Source organism: Exobacillus caeni (assembly GCF_005747095.1).
Lineage (GTDB): Bacteria > Bacillota > Bacilli > Bacillales > Guptibacillaceae > Exobacillus > Exobacillus caeni.
In genome coordinates this window covers 20,362-39,666 of the sequence record NZ_SWLG01000008.1, presented here as the reverse complement: position 1 = coordinate 39,666, position 19,305 = coordinate 20,362, and the positions used below count along the sequence as shown (strand labels likewise).

The 19,305-nt window shown below is 40.0% G+C and carries 20 protein-coding genes; 6 read left to right on the top strand and 14 right to left on the bottom strand.

Translation table 11 applies throughout. From position 1 onward, the window contains the following. Nucleotides 1-139: 139 nt before the first annotated feature. Nucleotides 140-1,300: an iron-containing alcohol dehydrogenase gene (locus FCL54_RS12530; protein ID WP_138126937.1), complete on the top strand. Its 1,161-nt coding sequence runs from the start codon at nucleotides 140-142 to the stop codon at nucleotides 1,298-1,300. 118 nt (nucleotides 1,301-1,418) lie between these two features. Here FCL54_RS12530 and FCL54_RS12525 read toward each other — a convergent pair whose 3' ends face one another. From FCL54_RS12525 to FCL54_RS12495, 8 genes are all read right to left on the bottom strand, one after another. Then, nucleotides 1,419-2,525 carry a DUF2927 domain-containing protein gene (locus FCL54_RS12525; RefSeq protein ID WP_171016826.1) on the bottom strand — a complete coding sequence of 369 codons (1,107 nt, stop codon included), beginning with the start codon at nucleotides 2,523-2,525 and terminating at the stop codon, nucleotides 1,419-1,421. Nucleotides 2,526-2,725: 200 nt separating this feature from the next. After that, the gene (locus FCL54_RS24035) at nucleotides 2,726-2,866 is read right to left on the bottom strand and encodes a hypothetical protein (protein ID WP_171016825.1); all 141 of its coding nucleotides are present in this window, start codon (nucleotides 2,864-2,866) and stop codon (nucleotides 2,726-2,728) included. Nucleotides 2,867-3,022: 156 nt separating this feature from the next. Then, nucleotides 3,023-4,087, bottom strand: coding sequence for a dual-specificity RNA methyltransferase RlmN (rlmN, locus tag FCL54_RS12520; RefSeq protein WP_138126933.1), 1,065 nt, complete (start codon nucleotides 4,085-4,087; stop codon nucleotides 3,023-3,025). Nucleotides 4,088-4,229: 142 nt separating this feature from the next. Continuing rightward, complete coding sequence (locus tag FCL54_RS12515) at nucleotides 4,230-4,589, bottom strand: SpoIIAA family protein (RefSeq protein WP_138126931.1); 360 nt, start codon at nucleotides 4,587-4,589, stop codon at nucleotides 4,230-4,232. Nucleotides 4,590-4,916: 327 nt separating this feature from the next. After that, nucleotides 4,917-5,018, bottom strand: a complete 102-nt coding sequence (locus tag FCL54_RS12510) for a YjcZ family sporulation protein (protein WP_138126929.1) — start codon at nucleotides 5,016-5,018, stop codon at nucleotides 4,917-4,919. Between the two features lie 215 nt (nucleotides 5,019-5,233). Continuing rightward, the gene (locus FCL54_RS12505; RefSeq protein ID WP_138126927.1) at nucleotides 5,234-6,364 is read right to left on the bottom strand and encodes an NAD(P)/FAD-dependent oxidoreductase; all 1,131 of its coding nucleotides are present in this window, start codon (nucleotides 6,362-6,364) and stop codon (nucleotides 5,234-5,236) included. Nucleotides 6,365-6,400: 36 nt separating this feature from the next. After that, complete coding sequence (locus tag FCL54_RS12500; RefSeq protein WP_138126926.1) at nucleotides 6,401-6,904, bottom strand: DUF6933 domain-containing protein; 504 nt, start codon at nucleotides 6,902-6,904, stop codon at nucleotides 6,401-6,403. Nucleotides 6,905-7,074: 170 nt separating this feature from the next. After that, on the bottom strand, nucleotides 7,075-7,671 hold the full coding sequence (locus FCL54_RS12495) for a molybdopterin-dependent oxidoreductase (protein WP_138126924.1): 597 nt from the start codon (nucleotides 7,669-7,671) through the stop codon (nucleotides 7,075-7,077). Nucleotides 7,672-7,902: 231 nt separating this feature from the next. Between FCL54_RS12495 and FCL54_RS12490 the strand changes: the two genes are divergently transcribed. Both FCL54_RS12490 and FCL54_RS12485 read left to right on the top strand, forming a co-directional pair. Next, nucleotides 7,903-8,928 carry an LLM class flavin-dependent oxidoreductase gene (locus tag FCL54_RS12490; protein WP_138126922.1) on the top strand — a complete coding sequence of 342 codons (1,026 nt, stop codon included), beginning with the start codon at nucleotides 7,903-7,905 and terminating at the stop codon, nucleotides 8,926-8,928. A 228-nt stretch (nucleotides 8,929-9,156) separates the two neighbouring features. Further along, entirely contained in the window at nucleotides 9,157-10,707 is a 1,551-nt protein-coding gene (locus FCL54_RS12485; protein ID WP_171016824.1) for an FAD-dependent oxidoreductase, read from the top strand. Between the two features lie 49 nt (nucleotides 10,708-10,756). Here FCL54_RS12485 and FCL54_RS12480 read toward each other — a convergent pair whose 3' ends face one another. Next, nucleotides 10,757-11,611 carry a cytochrome c oxidase assembly protein gene (locus FCL54_RS12480; protein WP_138126920.1) on the bottom strand — a complete coding sequence of 285 codons (855 nt, stop codon included), beginning with the start codon at nucleotides 11,609-11,611 and terminating at the stop codon, nucleotides 10,757-10,759. A 201-nt stretch (nucleotides 11,612-11,812) separates the two neighbouring features. Between FCL54_RS12480 and FCL54_RS12475 the strand changes: the two genes are divergently transcribed. Further along, complete coding sequence (locus FCL54_RS12475; protein ID WP_138126918.1) at nucleotides 11,813-12,955, top strand: CAP domain-containing protein; 1,143 nt, start codon at nucleotides 11,813-11,815, stop codon at nucleotides 12,953-12,955. A 48-nt stretch (nucleotides 12,956-13,003) separates the two neighbouring features. Here FCL54_RS12475 and FCL54_RS12470 read toward each other — a convergent pair whose 3' ends face one another. After that, nucleotides 13,004-13,936, bottom strand: a complete 933-nt coding sequence (locus tag FCL54_RS12470) for an aldo/keto reductase (protein ID WP_138126916.1) — start codon at nucleotides 13,934-13,936, stop codon at nucleotides 13,004-13,006. 199 nt (nucleotides 13,937-14,135) lie between these two features. On the opposite strand from FCL54_RS12470, the gene FCL54_RS12465 reads away from it, so the two are divergent. Next, on the top strand, nucleotides 14,136-14,354 hold the full coding sequence (locus FCL54_RS12465) for a small acid-soluble spore protein Tlp (RefSeq protein ID WP_138126914.1): 219 nt from the start codon (nucleotides 14,136-14,138) through the stop codon (nucleotides 14,352-14,354). Between the two features lie 591 nt (nucleotides 14,355-14,945). Continuing rightward, complete coding sequence (locus tag FCL54_RS12460; protein WP_138126912.1) at nucleotides 14,946-15,596, top strand: hypothetical protein; 651 nt, start codon at nucleotides 14,946-14,948, stop codon at nucleotides 15,594-15,596. Nucleotides 15,597-15,646: 50 nt separating this feature from the next. Here FCL54_RS12460 and FCL54_RS12455 read toward each other — a convergent pair whose 3' ends face one another. From FCL54_RS12455 to FCL54_RS12435, 4 genes are all read right to left on the bottom strand, one after another. Continuing rightward, entirely contained in the window at nucleotides 15,647-15,961 is a 315-nt protein-coding gene (locus tag FCL54_RS12455) for a hypothetical protein (protein WP_138126910.1), read from the bottom strand. Between the two features lie 292 nt (nucleotides 15,962-16,253). Then, nucleotides 16,254-16,979, bottom strand: coding sequence for an exonuclease domain-containing protein (locus FCL54_RS12445; protein ID WP_425467124.1), 726 nt, complete (start codon nucleotides 16,977-16,979; stop codon nucleotides 16,254-16,256). Next, the gene (locus FCL54_RS12440) at nucleotides 16,972-17,973 is read right to left on the bottom strand and encodes a DUF294 nucleotidyltransferase-like domain-containing protein (RefSeq protein ID WP_246055228.1); all 1,002 of its coding nucleotides are present in this window, start codon (nucleotides 17,971-17,973) and stop codon (nucleotides 16,972-16,974) included. Before FCL54_RS12440 ends, FCL54_RS12445 begins: the two co-directional genes overlap by 8 nt. Before the next feature lie 2 nt (nucleotides 17,974-17,975). Next, nucleotides 17,976-19,250, bottom strand: a complete 1,275-nt coding sequence (locus tag FCL54_RS12435; RefSeq protein WP_138126904.1) for an ammonium transporter — start codon at nucleotides 19,248-19,250, stop codon at nucleotides 17,976-17,978. Nucleotides 19,251-19,305: the final 55 nt, after the last annotated feature.

Genomic DNA, 19,305 nt, shown 5'->3' with positions numbered 1-19,305 from the left:
CATCTTGTGTTTATATTTCTATTGTAATACAAAATCATTTTGGTTTCCCATTTGTTAACTTACTCAAGCCCAACTGCTTAAGAAAGAGGGCAAGTATTGTATAATAAAGCTTATATATCTCTGATTGGAGGTCAAAGAAATGAAAGCGATGGATTTTCACTTACCTACCGTTATTCGAACAGGAAATGGCATTTTTCAAAAGACCGGGGATTTTCTTAAGCAATTTGTGAAAGGAAATAAAATCTTTATTGTTACCGATCCAGGGATTCAAGCGTTGGGATTGGCAGAACGTTTACAAACTATGCTGGCTAAAGAAAACTATGAAACTGAAGTCTTTAATCAAGTTAAACCGAATCCTCGAGATTATGATTGTAAGGCTGGCGGGGAAGCGGCAAAAGCTTTTGGAGCAGATATCATATTTGCATTGGGCGGAGGTTCTGTCATAGATTCTGCTAAAGCGATCGCAATCTTACATACCCTTGGCGGTGAACCGCAGGATTATGCAGGAAGAGATAACGTTCCTCAACAGGTGACTCCTCTCGTTGTAGTGCCTACTACAGCAGGAACTGGAGCAGAAGTAACCCGTTCTTCTGTCATTACAGACACTGGGAAGAAAACGAAATTTACAATCAAGGACGTGCATATTGCTCCTGCTCTTGCTATCGTAGACCCGGAACTGACATATGGCCTTCCTCCCCACTTAACTGCATCAACCGGTATGGATGCATTGGTTCATGCGATTGAGGCCTATACTTGTAAGCTTTCTAACCCGATCGCGGAAGGGCTTGCTTTACAGGGGATGAAGCATATTTACCCTTATCTTAGAGAAGCTGTTTACAACGGTGATAATGAAGAAGCACGTTATAACATGATGATTGGATCAACTATCGCTGGGATGGCATTTTCCCATGCTGATGTTGCCTCAGTCCACTGTATGGCGGAGGCGATTGGCGGATTGTATGATACTCCGCATGGTGTCGCTAATTCCATGTTCCTTCCGTATCTGATTGAATTTAATGCTGAAGCTGACTTATATAAGCATGCCACCATCGCCAGAACTATAGGTATTGCTACAACGGAGGATTCAGAGCTAACGGCAGCACATCGTTTAGTTGAGGAAATGAAGCAGCTTGCAAAAGATATCTCTATCCCTGCATTTTCATCACTTACAGAAGTTAGAGAGGAAGATTTTGATTACTTAGCTGAATCAGCCTTTTTAAACGGATCTACACCTAGTAATGCGAGGGATATTACGAAAGAAGATTATCTGTTCTTGTATAAAAAGGCGTTTGCCGATTAAAAGAGATTCGAAATAGATAGATTTAAAATAATTGAAAAGTGTTCCCATGATTTCTAGGAGCACTTTTATTTCTATTAGTGGCAAGAAAACAAGAATATTTTCTGTCACAATTTCACTATTATTCTTTAATTCTTGGCGCTAAGACTTTATCAACGTCTGATTCATCCATTCCGTGAAGGATATCTGGTCGATATAACAATTCAATTATTTCTTTGTCAATATCGCCAAGGTCAGTGACCATATTATTGGTAAAGGGATATAAAATACTTTTTTCATTTTCTTTAAAATGCCCATATAATCCCAGAGAATGGACTAGCTCATGAAGAATCGTTGTTTTCCTTACTTGTTGACTTGTATCTGTTCCTATTAACACGTTTGATCTCAGGAGTCCTTCTTCAGAGTCTTTTGTTGGCATTGTATACCCTACAATCTTGTTAGTGCCGTTAATGAGTTTCTCTTTTAATCCATAATCCTTGAATTGATGGGTCGGTACAAAAATAATAGGTATGGAGTAATCAGCTTTCACTGAAAAGTTGTTCCCTGTGTATATTAAATCGATCGGTAAAATTTCACTCAAATTATTTAAATAGGATTTTAATACCTGTAAGTCGGTGGATGTTGGTTTACCATAAACGTATACCGAAACAGTCTTGTTCCATTTTAATATCTTTGGGTCTTTTTCCGGGCGGTCCTCGTTATGAAAAATGAAACCTTTAAACGTTTCTATAGTGTCTCTGGAATATGTACGGTTGTCTATTTCAAACTTTACTTCATTCTGAGCAAACAAGCCATTATCTTTAACTGCCTTGATTGAAAGAATGTGCTTTCCTTTTTTAGTAACAGGCTTTTCAATATCATATGGCTTGCCATCCATCATAATTGTATAATTAACGTCTCGTTCTTTATTAAGCTTAAATGTAGCTTGCTTAAAATAAACATCTTTTATTTCCTCTTTAAAAGACGGTTTCTCAGGAGGTATGTTATCTATTTCAAACTGGATGGACTCTGTTTGTTCATTCCACCAGCGCTTTGCATTAACCTCTAACGTGTACGGTCCGTTTTTTGATACCTTATGCCCGTTTTGAATAGGTTTTCCGTTCAATTCCATTGTATATTTATTGGCTGCTTCTTCATCGATTGTTATAGTCCGCTCATTTATGTAGACTTCTCCTGATTTAATGCCTTCTATATGGATCCGTGGTTCGGGGATGCATCCTCTATCCAACATCAACTTTATTAAGATTAGCCCAGAAACCTTCATTAAAAAATAAAGTTTCTTATTCAATGATATCAGAATAGTGAGGGGGGTATTAGAGGAAAAGTATGCCAATACCTTCTATTAAAAAAAACAGGAAGCTTGGTTATCAAACTACCCGTTAATAGTGGTTTACTTTTGTATTGTATTTATGGCTTAAAATTAATGCATCAGCCTTTCATCCCTTCAAGCCATTCATGGTAGCATTCTTTGCATAGTGGCTTTTCAATATGATCGCCTTGCTGGATGATTTGTCCGTAGTAATAAACGTTTTCTAAAAGACCCTGGCAGTAAAAGCATTGTTCTTCCATCTAAATTCCTCCTTAACATGACTATGCTGTTTATAAGATGTACTAACTAGCAGGAAATTAAGATAGAAAGTTCATGTCATATTTGGATAGAAATAACAATTAGAGACAAAAAATAAAAAATACCATCAGCCCTTGAACGGCTGATGGTATCCCTTATTAAGAGCTTTTCGCTTTTTTAACCTGTTTACTTCTAAGCTGTCCGCATGCTGCATCGATATCTGTTCCATGCTCCTGGCGAACAACACAGTTGATTCCGTTCTTTTTCAGGGTATCATAGAATTCCATGATGTCTTCAGGTGTGCTTCGTTGATACTGGTTATGTTCATCGACCGGGTTATAAGGAATCAAGTTTACGTATGCGAGGTGACGCTTATTATAAAGCAATTTCGCAAGCTGTTTTGCTTCTTCCTTATGGTCGTTCACATCTCTTAACAAAATATACTCGAATGTGATTCGCCGATTTGTTTTTTCAAGATAATAATCGATCGCAGGCATTAATTTATCAAGCGGAAATGCTTTGTTAATTTTCATCACTCGTGTACGAAGTTCATCGTTTGGTGCATGTAATGAAATAGCCAGGTTTACCTGTAGGTCTTCATCTGCAAAGTCGTAAATTTTATTCGCAAGACCGCTTGTAGAAACTGTGATATGTCTAGCACCGATCGCAAGGCCCTGTTGTGAGTTAACAACACGTAAGAATGCCATCAGGTTGTCATAGTTGTCGAACGGCTCGCCAATACCCATTACAACAATATGGCTGACCCTTTCCCCATTTCCTGCATCATCAAGGTGATGCTGAACGTGCATGATTTGTTCTACAATTTCTCCGCTCGTAAGATCTCGGTTTTTTGTTAATAGGCCGCTGGCACAGAAAGAACAGCCGATGTTACAACCTACCTGAGTCGTAACACATACAGAAAGGCCGTAGTGGTGTCTCATCAGTACCGTTTCGATCAAGTTTCCATCAGTTAACTTAAATAAAAATTTGGTTGTGCCGTCTTTTGACTCTTGCTTAATCTCAATATCTAATGTCGATAAAGTGAAGTTATCTTCAAATAACTGGATCGTCTCTTTATTTACATTGTTCATGTCAGAAAACTGTCTGACTCGTTTTTTATATAACCAGTCCCAAACCTGTTGTGCACGGAACTTCTTTTGTCCATGTTCTAGTAACCATTCAGTTAGTTGATCAAACGTCAACCCATAAATCGATTGTTTCATTTATTACCCTCTTTTCAAAACTAAACATTTTGACTCAACTATATATACTACTAAAAGTATGCCCGGGTATCAATGGTTTAGTCTTAAAAATGGCTGAGCATCGTTTTGGTTGTTTATAAGAAAAGTTTTAAAATCCCCCATATTACTTGGATTCTAGCCAACCCCAGGCTAGCTCTAGTTCATTTGGTTCAAAAGACTCCACTTCAATATTTGGTAACAAATCACTGAGTTTTGCGGACATTTCAAGCCACTTTTTATCAGCTACTACTGCGAATTTGTTGGACTGGTCATAGTGGTCGATGTCAAACTTTATTCCTTTTAACATGCCGCTAAGCGAAGTTCCATCAAGTTCATTAATAATAACTAACGCATTTATGGGATCATTCTTACCGAACCTCTCTTCAACAATATTCTCCACAAACTTACTGTCTTCTTCCGTAACACTTCTACTTACTTCTATTGCGATTGTTGATTTGTTTCTGCTTGGTAATAAAAAAATCATTTTGGTTCCTCCTCCACCTTTTGTAAAACTATTCCCCTCTACAACACAGTAAAACAGAAGGTCGATCAAAGTTGTAAATTACTTCCAGAGTGAAAGTTACTTATAACAGAAGCTCTTATATGCTTTTTTGGCATCTCACCTGTTATGAATGTCCTTCTTCTAATTTGATGTCCAATCGACCTATTCCTGGCCATCAATTAATAGTTTGCTACTTGAGAAATACTACAAACATAAAAAACATGCAGTGCCCTTTCTGCATGTTCGTAAGGTTATATTATGTAAGGGGAAAGACTTCCCCCTGTAGATATTAAATTTTAACGGTTAGTATTACCAAACGTAAGCAGCTCCTACAATAATCAATAGGATGAACAATACAACGATTAGCGCGAATCCGCCACCGTAACCAAATCCTCCTCCATAACAGCTCATGGTATCAACTCCTTTCATCCCGTTTAAAATAATTTATGCAGGTAACGATTTTATCGATTGGACTCTTGCTGATAAATTTTGTTTTAAAATCATCCGTATAAAAAATAAAAACACACGAACGGAATGTACGTGTGTTTTTCTGGAGAACGCCCCTTATATAATTAACTCGCTTGTTCTTGTGGCTCATATCTTATTTAACAAAATTCTTTTCGGATTCACTTCGCTTCGCCAGGTTCAATCGCACCGGCAATATAATAGTCACCAGGATCAAGCTCAGTTTCTTTGCCAAGAGCAAGTTTTGCTAACTCTGATCCGAGAAATGGCCCGCTCGTAAGACCGGATGCACCGAGTCCGTTGCCGACTAAAATTCCCTCCCATTCAGGAAGCTGACCGAACACTGGCAGGAATCCCGGGGTGAACGGCCGAAAACCGACTCTTGTTTCAAGTATGGTGGCGTTCGCTAATCCCGGCGCAACCCCGAGGGCTTTACTGAAGATTTCATGAAGTCCTCCGGCAGTCACACGGTAATCAAGGCCGACATCATTTTCATGAGTCGCACCGACAACTATTCTTCCATTTTCAAAAGCAAGCAAATACTGGTCGCTTGGCGGCATAACGACCGGCCATTCACTAGTGTCGATGTCCGGCATTTCAAGATGCACAATCTGGGCTTTTTGAGAGGAAACTAAGAAATTGACGCCAAGCGGTTCTAAAAGCTCCTTCGCCCAGGCACCGGCAGTAACAATTACTTTTTCAGCAGAAAATGCCTTCTCGCTTACTTTTACTCCGGTTACACAATTGGCGTTATAGACAAGTTCTGTATCTCCATATAATACTTCTGCACCGTACTTTTTAGCAGCGTTTATCAAAGCATCCCTTAGTGCCCTGCCATTGACGCGAGCGGCACCACTCACATGGACAGAAAGGTATTCTTCAGATAAAGGCGGGAAAAGCCCCTTTGTTTCTTCAGCCGATAATCGTGTCACTTCCCCTATTTCCGGGGCATCTTCCCGCCGTTTAAGTGCCCTCTCCACCATCTTTTCAAGTTTCTTTTCATCCGTATGCAGGCTGATTGCTCCTACACGGCTGTAACCTGTGTCCATCTCTCCGTCCTCTTTCAGTTGTTCGATCAAGGAAGGGTAAAAACCCGCCCCGCCTTTGGCGAGCCGGTACCACACTTTGTTCCGGCGCTGAGAAAGCCATGGGCAAACGATTCCTGCTGCTGCATCTGTCGCCTGTCCCGGATCTTTGCGATCGATAAGCACAACCTTAACACCGGATCTGGCAAGGTGGTAAGCGGTGGATGCTCCAAGTATTCCTGCTCCTACTACTATAAACGTATTCATAAAAACACCTGTTTCAACTTAATTTTAGGCGGGAATTTATAAACTCTCCATTTCTTTGCACATAACATTATTTGGGAATCCATTTAACTTTGTCATCGGAATATCGTTTAAGAAACGGTTCAGTTCAATGAAATCCGTTTCGATTCCCATCATTTTATCTTCTTCCATTCTATCCTTCGCAAACCACAATATTTCATTAATCTGGCTTATAATGCTTCGGTCACTGGTTTTTGTATGTATAAAAGAATCACATTCTCTTATGTATTTTTTTATTTGTTCTTCTGGTATTTGTTCTGCTCTAAGATTTTTAGTAAGTGTTCTTTTAAATAGATCACTAAAATTATCAAATTCTTTCTTTTTCAATCCATAAAGAACGAAATTATATCTTGTTTTATTGTTCATAACTATTACGCATTTTTTACGGTTAAAAAAGAAAAGATGAGCATGCCAGGAAAAGAATGGATCTGTTTCCTCTTTCACTGGTTCAATTTCAAACGGGCTGTTATCTATCAACTTTTTCGTACATTGAATAGTGATCATTAGAGACCTCCATAACCAGAATTATTTAGTTATTGTAATTGTACCATTCTATTTTTTTGAGATAAATAAACAATGACAGCTATAGAGAATGTAAGGCTCCCTTTATGAAACATTCATTGCCTCCCTGTTCTATAACCTTTCAAACTCTTCATAACCTAAAGGTTGTGGTATCAATCCCAGCGATAGCGTTCCTCTTTAAATGGGTTTGCTGTCATCGAATAGCCAAGCTCCTCCCAAAAACCTGCATCATCTTCTTTCATAAATTCGATCCCTGATGCCCATTTGGATCCTTTCCATAAGTAGAAAGATTCCGGCGGTATAAAACGCAGCGGGTAGCCATGCTTTGGTGTGATGTCCTGCCAGTCATTTTCTTCGTCCTTCCAGCGGAACACGAATAATGCATCATCCCCTAATAAGCCATCAAGCGGAAGGTTAGCAGAATAACCGAAGCGATCGCCATCATAATAGCCGTATATTTTAACATATTTAACATTTTTATCAAGTTCAACCAGGTTAACAAGTTCTCGCAGCGCAATTCCTTCAAATGAAGTTCCGAATTTTGACCATGTTGTCACACAGTGCATATCAATAGTAGATATTGTTTTAGGCAAATTCATAACTTCTGAAAAGGATAAGGACCGTCCTTCCTTTACCGCTCCAAAAAGTTTAAAATTCCATATTTCTTCATCGAACTTATAAACATCACCCTGGTGAAGCACAGGCCATTTTTTTGTTTCAAATTGTCCTGGAGGCAACTTATTTCCCATTCTTATCATCCTTCCTTTGAAATGCTTCGATGTTTGTATATAAAATGATAGCATTTACAGTATTCGTTTAAAAATAGTTGGATCCAGAAATATATATAAGACTGGTCCCTTATTCAAGTTAAAAGTCGTATTGTTTCAATAGCGGAAAGCAAGTTGATAAAATGGACTTGTACCTGATTGGTCATGGATTTATCCTAATATAATTATTAAAAGCAGAAAGAAGATGAAATGATGCCTGAAAATAATAATTTACCAAAACAACTTAAAGATATTCCTTTGTCTGTCCTTGATCTTGCTCCTATTATCGAAGGCGGTACTCCTTCTGATGCATTGGAAAACAGTGTCGATCTCGCGCAGCATGCTGAAAAATGGGGATATAACCGATACTGGGTTGCGGAACACCATAACATGCCATCGATCGCAAGCTCGGCTACATCTGTTGTAATCGGCCATGTGGCAGGCGAAACCTCAACGATTCGTGTAGGTTCTGGAGGAATTATGCTTCCGAACCATTCGCCTCTCATTATTGCCGAGCAGTTCGGTACACTTGAATCTCTTTATCCAGGCCGTATCGACCTTGGCCTTGGGCGTGCCCCGGGTACCGACCAGCGGACCGCTCAGGCATTAAGAGGGAGATTTGGAAGAAATGCAGAGGACTTTCCTGATCAAGTAGCAGAACTCCGGGGCTATTTTGATCCGGACTTAGGCACTGCTCCCAGGGGTGTACGAGCTTTTCCTGGCGAAGGGCTAGATATTCCGATCTGGTTGTTGGGATCAAGTGGATTCAGCGCACAGATGGCCGGTGAGCTTGGCCTGCCTTTTTCTTTTGCAAGTCATTTTTCACCAAACAATACGCTTCCGGCACTTGAGCTTTATCGGCGCCATTTTAAACCGTCCAATATACTTGATGAGCCTTATGCGATGCTTGGAGTTAACGTAATCGTTGCTGAATCGGATGAAAAAGCGGAATTCCTTGCTTCCTCCTTGCAGCAAGCGTTTTTAAACCTGATCCGCAATACTCCGACTAAACTGCAACCGCCGGTTGAAAACGTGGATAGTTTGATGAGTGCATATGAAAAAGCAGCACTTGAGCAGCAACTTGGAGGCGCGGTTGTCGGCAGTCCTGAAACCGTAAAAGAAAAGCTTGGAAAGTTCGTTGCTGATACAAAAGCGGATGAATTGATCGTAACGGCGCAAATCTATAATCATGATGACCGTCTCCGTTCATTTGAGCTGCTTTCTGAACTCGCTAAATAAGATTAGTCTTTGTTAAAACGAGATGCATCCAGCATCTCGTTTTTAGTTGCGATCAAAGGTTTGTAAAGTATAAATTTTCGTCCTAAGTACATCTTGCCTGTCCCCATCCTCCTTTTTAGACCACCAGACGAAGCATCCCTTTGTTTTGCTACCCACGAGCACGGGAATAGCCATTTTATAAACTAGTACAGCGGACATGAGACGCACTATCTATAGGAGGGATAACACGTGAGTGTAGAAAACAGTTGGGAAGAAAATATACCGGAAAACCTTACTTCGTATTGGCTTGATTCTGTAGAACTACCTTCTTTCGATCCATTAACAGCAGATATTAAAACAGATACCGTTGTTATCGGAGCTGGCATTACTGGAATCACTACAGCTTACTTGCTTTCGAGACAGGGGCTAAAAGTGACGGTGCTTGATGCAGGTAACATTCTGGATGGAACGACCGGGCGTACGACTGCCAAGCTCACCGCACAGCATGGATTAATCTACGACCACCTGATCAAGGAGTTTGGCGAAGAGAAAGCAAAACAATATTACCAGTCCAACCAGGATGCTATCGAATTTGTAAGGCAATTAGTTGTGGATCTAAATATTGATTGTGACTTAGCGGAAGAAGACGCTTATATTTTTGCAGAAACGGAAGAAGATAAACTAAAGATTGACAAAGAGGTCCAGGCATATGAAAAGTTGGGCATAGACGGTGGTTTTGTTGATTCTCTCCCTCTTGACATAGAAACAAAAGGCGCGGTCGTGATGAGGAACCAGGCGCAATTTCACCCGGTAAAGTACTTAAAAAGACTCGTTGATGAGATCGTTGCTGCCGGCGGACAGGTATTTGAAAACACCCGTGTAATGGATATTGAAAAAGGCGATCGTCCTTCTGCGATCACGGAATCCGGACATAAAGTTACAGGGGAAAATATCGCGGTATGCTCCCACTTCCCTTTTTATGACAAAGAAGGATTCTATTTTGCTCGCATGCGTCCAAAGCGCTCTTACTCTCTTGCGGTAAAACCTAAAGAAAACTTCCCGGGCGGTATGTATATCAGTGCTAGCAAACCAAAGCATTCCCTCCGTTACACAAGCCTGGATGGTGAACAGCTTGTAATCGTCGGCGGGCAGGGGCATCCGACAGGACATAAGAGCAATACTGACGAAAACTATGAAAAGCTGTATGAGTTCGGGGATAAGGTGTTCGGCATTGAAGACGTTCCTTATCGCTGGTCATCCCAGGATCCGGAGACGCTTGATAAAGTACCGTTTATCGGAAAGTACAGCAAGGATGATGATAATATTTTTGTAGGTACAGGCTACCGAAAGTGGGGTATGAGTAACGGAACGCTAGCAGGAATGCTGCTTCACGATTGGATACTTCATTTTGATAATCCATATTCAGATCTCTATTCTCCCGACCGTCCCCATCAAGGACATAACGTGAAAAAATTTGTGAAGGAGAATACACATGTTGCCAAAAGGTTTGTGAAAGACCTGGTCGATTTGTCTGAAAAAACAGTCGACGATCTCGGTTATGATGAAGGCGCGATCGTTTCGCTCGGCGGAAAAAAAGCTGCTGCATACAAGGACAAAGATGGTGAACTTCATGTTGTCAATTCGGCATGTACACATTTTGGATGTGACGTGAAATGGAACTGCAGTGAACGTTCCTGGGACTGCCCGTGCCATGGATCGCGGTTTTATTATAACGGTGAAGTTCTTGAAGGGCCGGCTGTGAAACCGCTGGATCAAATTGATCCTGACAAAAAGCAATGAATGAATCGGAATAGAAAAAGCTGTGTGATGGGATTTTCTCTCACACAGCTTATTTTTTCTTGTTCCAGTTATAACTGCTGGCTGCCAGGTTCTTGTGACGTTTTTTCTGCCAATAATACTTATCAACAAGGCCGCCAACGTTAACAGGATCAGTCGTCCCATCTTTTGTCCCCCATTGGGATATTACCCAGGCGATCATAATAGAAACAGCAATTTCATGAATAACCATCACGATAGCTCCTCCTGCCTGCACATCATCGACTGCCGACCAGGAAAAAAGCGTATCATAAGAATAAAAGATCTTATCGCTGAGTAGTAACGGTGAAGTCACGAACACAAGGGCAATTGCATTTGCCAGTAGATAAAGAAGCTTGTTGCCTTCCTTCAGAGGATGCCATCCAGGTAAAAAAGTGACGACCGGCCGCCATACCAGAAGTGAAGCGACGAAAAGAATATAAAAGGCAGCAGATTCTAAAAGGCTGGAATCATAAAAGAGTTTTGAAAAAGCCGGATAGTGATAAATCCAGTAAATGCCATAGAACAAAAGAAATGCTGTTACGGGATTTGTGAGAAACATAGCGGCTTTGCTCTTTCTTATTCTCCAAACGATATTTTGCAATTGTTCTCTTGGAATACTAAATAAAAGCAACGGAGAGATGATAAATAAGGTAATGCCTTCAAACAGCATCTTGGCTGTAAAAAGGTATTGATCACTAATTACCGCTAACGGCGTTCCGTAAAGAAGAAAAAAACAGCCGATTGCCCAATAAAAGCAAACTCTTTTGTTTTTTTTCGCATCCCACTTTCGGTAAATAAGAGCTATACTCAATAAAAACAAAAGTAAGGGGAAATTCCAGAGCTGTAAAAAGCTATACTGTCCGAAGAGCTTTGTTATAACCTCCACTTGTCAAACTCCTCCCTTTTGGTCTTAGTTTCTAATACCACATATACGGAGAGATAATTCTATTTTTGTATTTTTATTATGTTTCAATCTTAGTTGGAATAAAGCTGTATGAGGTTTCCAATGAAAATTTTAGAAAATGCCTGCTTTCTAATTTAAGACTACTAATTTGGGGTAAAATGAAAGTAGAATGGTGGTGATCTTATGAGGCGTTTACTTCTTCTACTATTTGTAATACTGGTGGCTTATCTTGGCTGGCCGTATATCGGCAGCTCTCTTGATCAGTCTGACTACGAAGCAACGAAGGAAAACGTTAAGAAAAAAATAGATTCCATAAAAGAAAAACCTGAATATGAAGAAGCGATGGAAACATTCAATGATAGATTAAATAATCTGGTTGGTTATGTAGGTGATAAATTAAAGGAACTTCCCGAAAATGATCAGCAATCAGATTCTGGACAGGCCGAGAAACCTGAGTTATCCAATCCTACTGAACATTCCTTTTCTATCTATAATATTGAGATTGGTGACACAAAGCAAGCGATTGAAAGTGAAATCGGACAGGCACAACGTTCTACTCTCAATGAATATGGCGTTAAATGGTCCACCTATCATAAAAATTATAAGAATTTTATTATGGTAGCGTATGATGCGGAAGATAAAGTAGTTGGATTGTTTTCCAATCAGGATCTCATCACTTCCGACCATTCCATCCAACTTGAAACACCAAAAGAAGCGGTTCGCAAAGAACTTGGAGAACCTCTGACAAAGCTAAGAAAAGGTTTTGTTGTTTACCAGCTTCAGGAAGACAGCGGCTATGACGTGTTTGAAGTTGATGGAAGCTATGTAACTGTTTTTTATGACAAGCACGAAAATAACACGGTAACTGCCATTCAAATTATTGATAAAGCAGTCGAACAAAATAAAGACCGTTATTATACTGATGCAAGTCCCGAACTGCGTAAAGGATTCGAATTTCAGCTTTTTGATCTAACGAACGCTGCAAGGGTAGTACATGGACTTCCTGTCCTGAGCTGGAGTGGAAATGTTCAAAAAACAGCACGGAACCATAGTGATGATATGGCAGAAAACGATTATTTCGCTCATGAGAATCAAGATGGACAATCCCCTTTCGACCGAATGCATGAGGACGGAATTACCTTTATGATGGCAGGGGAAAATCTTGCTTACGGACAAAACAGCAGTATTTTTGCCCACGAGGGCCTGATGAACTCACTTGGCCACAGAAAAAATATTCTTAAAGACGGTTATAAATACCTTGGTGTCGGCGTTGCCTTTAACGATGAATCTCAACCCTACTATACGGAAAACTTTTTTGCGAAATAAATATTTATGGAAAAGGAGCTGTAGCTTTTAGCCGCAGCTCCTTTTCTATTATTGGAAAATCTGGTCGATTTCTTTTACTTCTTCCTCTGTCAACTGAACATCGAGTGTTTTTAAGTTATTCAATACTTGTTCTGCTCTCTTGGCACCCGGTATAACAGTGTCGATGGAATCCCTGGTTAAATACCAGGCTAGAACAACGTGGGCGACTTCTACATTCTTTCGGTTCGCAATTTTCCTCAACCGGTCTACTTTTTCTAAATTCTGTTGAAAAGATTTTCCTTGAAAATGCGGCATTTTTGAGCGCAGATCATTGAACTCGGTATCTTTATTGTATTTTCCTGCTAACAATCCGGATGCAAGCGGAAAGTATGGAACGAACGAAATGTTATGTTCTTTCGTATATGGAAAAAGCTCAACCTCTGCCTTACGCTGTAACAGGTTATATTCTCCCTGGTAGACGTCTACGTAACCGTCCTTATTGGCTTCTTTCAACTGGTCGATTGAAAAGTTTGAAACACCGATCGCTCTTATTTTTCCTTCATCTTTTAAAGTCTTCAAAGCACCTACCGCTTCGTCTTTTGGAGTATTTTCATCAGGAAAATGGATATAAAATAAATCGATCATGTCCGTTTTCAGCCGTTTTAAGCTGCTTTCCACTGCTTGTTTTAAAAAAGCTGGGGAGTTATCAAAGACCACTTCTTCCCCAACGAACTTATGCGCACCTTTTGTAGCAATGACGGCTTCATTTCGTTTGCCGTTTTCTTTCAGCACCTCGCCGATCAATTCCTCTGATCTTTCCGGTCCATAGATGAAAGCAGTATCCAGAAAGTTTATTCCGTTATTTAAAGCTGTACTAACAAGTTCTTTTCCCTCTTCTTCATCAAGGTTAGGATAAAGGTTATGGCCTCCTACTGCATTTGTTCCAAGGCCGATTGGATTCACGAAAAGATCTGTTTTTCCAAGCCGTACGTTTTTTGCCACTATCTGCTCATCCCCTTCTTTAAATATGGTTTTATGATAGCAAACATGTTTTTTGATTAAAAAGGTAATGCATTTTCAATGTGTTTGGTTTAGAAGAGAAAACTATTTTACCAAATCATGTAACATCCCCTATAACGACGTTTTACTCTATTTTCATGTGGAAAACGAACACTAAAGACATCTTAAGGAGGTTTTTTCAATGACAAGTCAAAATAACAACAATGAAAAGGTGGAAAAACTTCAGCACATTATTGAAAATACGGTAGAAAATAAGCGAGAAGCAGAACAGTCTCTTCAATTTACAGATAGTGAGGTACAACATCAGCAGGTGGAAGCGAAAAATGACCGGCGCGAAGATAGCTTGCAGGAGCTCCGGAGTGAAGTGAAGGACGAAGCGAACAACCATGACAAATTGTAATACGCTACAGTTTTAGCACGAATATAACGTTTTTTAGAAACAAGAACAGCAGGCGATCGGCCTGCTGTTCTTTCTTACTGCATAGTTTTAATCTCAACGCTATATTGCTTGCTTTGGGCATCGTTTGCAAAGGTATGCATCTGTTTGCTTATTCTTTTTTTCTTTGATTGCCTTCAAGTAAGCATTTTTTAAATTCTCTGCTCTGTTTGTTTTTAAGAATTCAACGTATTCATCTAATTTCAAGACAAAACCTCGTTTCGTGAGAATGGTGATCACTTAACACTAGACAATGATACAAGGGATAGTTTAAAAAAACATCTGACATAACTACTAATGTTACCCGTTTTTCAGTTGGGATGATGGCAAAATTGCACTAATCTACGGCTATGTTTGCATAAGTATGGATCACAGGACGGTGATGGTGATATCGCTATTTGGCCGTAAAAAGAGTTTCTTAAAATACTTTAACTCTCTAGAGAATTACTCCGCCTCTTCTCCGATATAGTTAAACCTTACCTTTTTTTGTAATGTTTCCCATACTTGTCGTTTTATGTTCTATAATGGGGTTAGATTAACTGAGGGAGGATCTTAATGAAAATAAAAATCTCCACCGTTCTGACTTTAATTTTGTTCAGTATCGCAGCTACAGCTGTTTCCCTACAGCTTATCCAATATTCGAAGGATGATCTTGATACTGTTTATGCAGTATCCGGTGACTCAGAAGATGATATCAAGGTTGGAAAGATTGCGATAGAAAAAATACATGAAGAAGCAAATCTTACAAGCAATACCTATGAAGCAAGCTATCCGATCGAGATTGGTACGATGGATAAAGATAACTCATTTTGGGATAAAGTTAAACATCAAATCGGTGGAAAAAGCGTAAAGATGGATGCGTTTGTTTTTTATGATTTAAGAAGTGATCTCTTAAAAGTGACAGAAAATGATGTATCATATGATCCGAAAACTAAAACTTTGTCAATCGCGATACCTGATCCTGAATTAAACGTTCGACTTAATACATCAAAAACCGAAACAAATAGTTTTAAAGGACTGTTTTCAACGGGATATTCTGATGAGAGCCGTATGAGACATCTCGACTTTGCGGTAAAAATTGCGAAAAAAGAGATCTCAAAGGACAACGAAAAGATAGACCAGGCAAAAAATGATATCAAAGATAGCTTTTCTGACTTGTTATCGATGATCGATACTGTCGAGCATGTGTATATCACATTCAAATAACAGCATAAAGCGTGTAAACCGATGTACAGGTTTACACGCTTTTTTGATTTTTAATCAGCTGTTTCCCTTTCATTCCCGTCATTAAAATTAATGTCATCATCATTCTGCAGCGGTCCAAGCTGTTTATGTCTTTCCTCATCCATTTCTCCATTTTCCAAAAAATCATTATTACCCCCTGGACGCGGGTCGGAATCATCGATATCGTTTAGATCGTATCTATCCTCATTCTGCGTTTTTACATTAACATTATTGATATCGGGTTGATTATCAAAGTTATTGTTATTGTTATCGTTTATTGCACACCCATCTAGAAATCCGACGAGAACAAGAAGGAGAAAGCAAGATAACTTCAGTTGTTTCCTCACATTAAAACCTCCCTAAGATTTTTGTTCCTAGTATGGCTTTAATGCGATTAAATTATTGTGAAAAGGTAAAAAAGTTCCTTAAGAAGCGGGGTATATTCGTGAAGACTGGAACATTTGATATAAGCGGAATCAACAGTGAATCGGACGTGGAAAAGATTAACCCTGCTCTACATGATGTCTGGAGAAATCGTAATGCTGAAGTGAACCTTTCACTCCAATATGCAACCTTCTCTTTTTCTTTGATTACTAAGGAGGCTTCCTTAATGGCAGCCTCCTTTTCTCTATATCGGGGTTATTTTCGAGCGAGGTGAGTATATACATCCCTTAATGTTCTAAAGCCCCTTTCCTGAACAGCCTGTACGTTTTCCCCCCAGAGCTTTGCGGTCATGATTGCATCTCCAAGAGCGTGATGGCGTTGGGAGATCGGTATCCCGAAATGGGAACAACATTCGTCAAGTGTAACAAAGTTCAATGAAGGGTTAACGATTTGGGTAAGAAAAGAGGTGTCGATTAGGCGTCTGTTAAACCCTTTTCTCAAGGTAGTCCATGAAAAATAGCTCATGAATTTCTTTTCATGGTTGCTATGGTGGGCAACAAGCGGAGATGCTTGCACAAATTGATTAAAAGCTTTAAAAACCTCTTCGATTTTAGGTGCTTCATTTAGCTGGTCCAGTGTAATTCCAGTTAAAGTCTGGACTTTTAAAGAAGGGCTTTGCTCACTGTAAACGAGAGAATAAAACGTATCATCTTCTAATAGTTTACTGCCCTTCATTTTTATCGCTCCGATAGATAAAATCCTGTCACCCTGATCAGGTGAAAATCCTGTAGTCTCAATATCGAATACCACTATTTTCAATTCGGTAAGTGGTATATCCAGAACCTGTTCCTTTTTTCGTTCTCGTTCGATTTGTCTCATAAATGCAATTTGTTTTGGGTCTGTTTGGCTTGTAGAAGAATAAATGTTAGCTCCTCGATTTCCTGACAATTGTTTTAAGAATTGGATCATGTTATTAATCAAGTTCACCAACACCCTTTTCTATAACTGCAGTTACTTCTGAAAAAAGTTTATGCGCGCTTCTTGCCAGGTGCTTTAAGACATGCTTTTCATCCCTTGTCATGGTACCGGGATCGATTAAATGGACGTCTTCGTAGTCTTTAGCGTCTTTTTTGATGTGTAGTTGGAAAACAAGCAGCTCGATGAAGTCAGGCTTGTATTTTTTAATGCTTTTATATTCCGATGGAAGCTGATTAAAGCGTTCAATGGTAGAAGGGGATGAAATTTTTTCCTTTAATGAAAGAAGTCGTAATCCATTAACAAATGGATATGATACTGCCTTTTTTAAATCAATATACCCCTTATATTCGCCGTGTTGTTCAGGAAGTAACTGTCCAAAGGGCCCGAGTGCCTTTTTATAATGCCTTACATTTTCCAGTAGGCGAAGATAAAGCCTCGGTTCCGCTTCAAGCTTAGAAAAAGCTGTTGATTTAAGATCATGAAGCAGTTTCGTTTCGCCGAACAAAACCCTGGAATCAAAAAAAGTGGAAAAGTAACGGAGGGATTCCAGGGTCTCTGTATTGAGCCACTCGCTGATTTGCTTCTCCCATTTGCTTGAAGATTGGCACCAGATGGGATTTGAAGCCATCACATTACCTGGACATAATGGATATCCTGCAATTTCAAGCCCTTTTGAAATTTCTTTACCTAATGATAGGAAGTATTTCTGGCAATTCTCTTTCTCTTCGTATATGATGCCGTGGTCCTGGTCGCTCCATATTGATTGCTCTAGCCTTCCGGCACTTCCCGTAACAAAAAAAGCAAAGTGAGCAGGGATTGGCCCCAGCTCACTTACTGTTTTGTCAATCGCAATTTGGACAACCTTCATCATTAACTCTTCATGAAACTGATTAAGTTTTTTGTGATCATTTGAAACAATAGAAATTTGATCGTTTCTTAATTGCCAAAGTTTTTGGTAACCCGCCATATGATCATTCCTTGTCGTTAAACTTTCCATTCTCAGGCACCCGGCTTTTCATGTTTGGATTCTTGTTCTGGCATGCTTTCCGGATATCCGTAGCTTCCGTGTTCGCTCAGATCAAGGCCTATGATTTCCTCTTCCTCTGTTACTCTGATACCGCCCATCACACTGTTCATTATTTTTAATATAACAAACGAAACGATAAATGCATATAACCCTGATGATACGATTCCTAAGGTTTGAACACCAAGCTGAGTAAAGCCTCCACCGTAAAATAATCCTGGTCGTCCAACTGCTTCCGCAAGTTCTGGCGTCGCAAAAAAACCGTTTGAAAGTGTTCCCCAGATACCTGCAGTTCCGTGTACAGAAAGAGCGAAAATTGGGTCGTCGACTCGTGCCCTGTCGAAGAACTTCATGCTGAAGAACACGATCAGCCCGCCGATAAGACCGATTATTACTGCCGCCCACGGTTCAACAAAAGCACATGATGCAGTGATCGCAACCAATCCTGCAAGAGCCCCGTTCAATGTGGTCGGAATATCCGCTTTTCCTGTGTATGCCCATGCGATGAACATTGCAGCCACTGCTCCTGCAGCAGCCGCGAGCTGTGTGTTTAGTGCAACATATCCAAAAAATGCACTATCTACTCCAAAAGTACTTCCAGCATTAAAACCAAACCAGCCTACCCATAAGATCAACACACCCAGTGCAGTGAATACCTGGTTATGGCCGGCGATCTCGTTTGAAGAACCGTCTTTGTTGTACTTACCGATACGTGGCTTTAAAATTATTGTTGCTGCAAGTGCTGACATCGCTCCTGTTAAATGGACGACTGTTGAACCTGCGAAATCCTGTTTACCATGTTCAGCAAGCCATCCACCTCCCCAGATCCAGTGAGCTACAACCGGATACACCAGTACGGAAAAAAGAAGTGCGAAGATAACATATGCCGACAGCTTAGCCCGTTCAGCAAAACCTCCAAAGCCGATCGTCAATGCGATTGCTGCAAACGTTAATTGGAAAAAGAAATCAACGGAAGCAGCAAGGCCGTCTCCCATCGTTGTAAAATCACCATAAAAGAAATTAGAAAGTCCAACGAATGCGTTTCCTTCCCCATAAATAAGACCATAACCAACTGCCCAGAAAACAAGTGAAACGATACCGACAGAGAAAATAGTTTTACCGGCAATATGACCGGCGTTTTTCATCCTTGTCGATCCTGCTTCAAGTAAAATGAAGCCACCCTGCATAAATAAAACCAGGATCCCTGCAATAACTACCCAGACGTTGTTCATCAAAAAAATCGAATCCACTTTCAACTCTCCCTTTGCTAACTTTATTTGTAATAATGATTATGGCATTCGAAAT

Bases quoted from the DNA above. Each gene is read 5' to 3' on its own strand.
- FCL54_RS12530 (WP_138126937.1), top strand. From the start codon at position 140: ATGAAAGCGATGGATTTTCACTTACCTACCGTTATTCGAACAGGAAAT.
- FCL54_RS24035 (WP_171016825.1), bottom strand. From the start codon at position 2,866: ATGGAAGAACAATGCTTTTACTGCCAGGGTCTTTTAGAAAACGTTTAT.
- rlmN (WP_138126933.1), bottom strand. From the start codon at position 4,087: ATGAAACAATCGATTTATGGGTTGACGTTTGATCAACTAACTGAATGG.
- FCL54_RS12515 (WP_138126931.1), bottom strand. From the start codon at position 4,589: ATGATTTTTTTATTACCAAGCAGAAACAAATCAACAATCGCAATAGAA.
- FCL54_RS12510 (WP_138126929.1), bottom strand. From the start codon at position 5,018: ATGAGCTGTTATGGAGGAGGATTTGGTTACGGTGGCGGATTCGCGCTA.
- FCL54_RS12505 (WP_138126927.1), bottom strand. From the start codon at position 6,364: ATGAATACGTTTATAGTAGTAGGAGCAGGAATACTTGGAGCATCCACC.
- FCL54_RS12500 (WP_138126926.1), bottom strand. From the start codon at position 6,904: ATGATCACTATTCAATGTACGAAAAAGTTGATAGATAACAGCCCGTTT.
- FCL54_RS12495 (WP_138126924.1), bottom strand. From the start codon at position 7,671: ATGGGAAATAAGTTGCCTCCAGGACAATTTGAAACAAAAAAATGGCCT.
- FCL54_RS12490 (WP_138126922.1), top strand. From the start codon at position 7,903: ATGCCTGAAAATAATAATTTACCAAAACAACTTAAAGATATTCCTTTG.
- FCL54_RS12475 (WP_138126918.1), top strand. From the start codon at position 11,813: ATGAGGCGTTTACTTCTTCTACTATTTGTAATACTGGTGGCTTATCTT.
- FCL54_RS12465 (WP_138126914.1), top strand. From the start codon at position 14,136: ATGACAAGTCAAAATAACAACAATGAAAAGGTGGAAAAACTTCAGCAC.
- FCL54_RS12460 (WP_138126912.1), top strand. From the start codon at position 14,946: ATGAAAATAAAAATCTCCACCGTTCTGACTTTAATTTTGTTCAGTATC.
- FCL54_RS12440 (WP_246055228.1), bottom strand. From the start codon at position 17,973: ATGGAAAGTTTAACGACAAGGAATGATCATATGGCGGGTTACCAAAAA.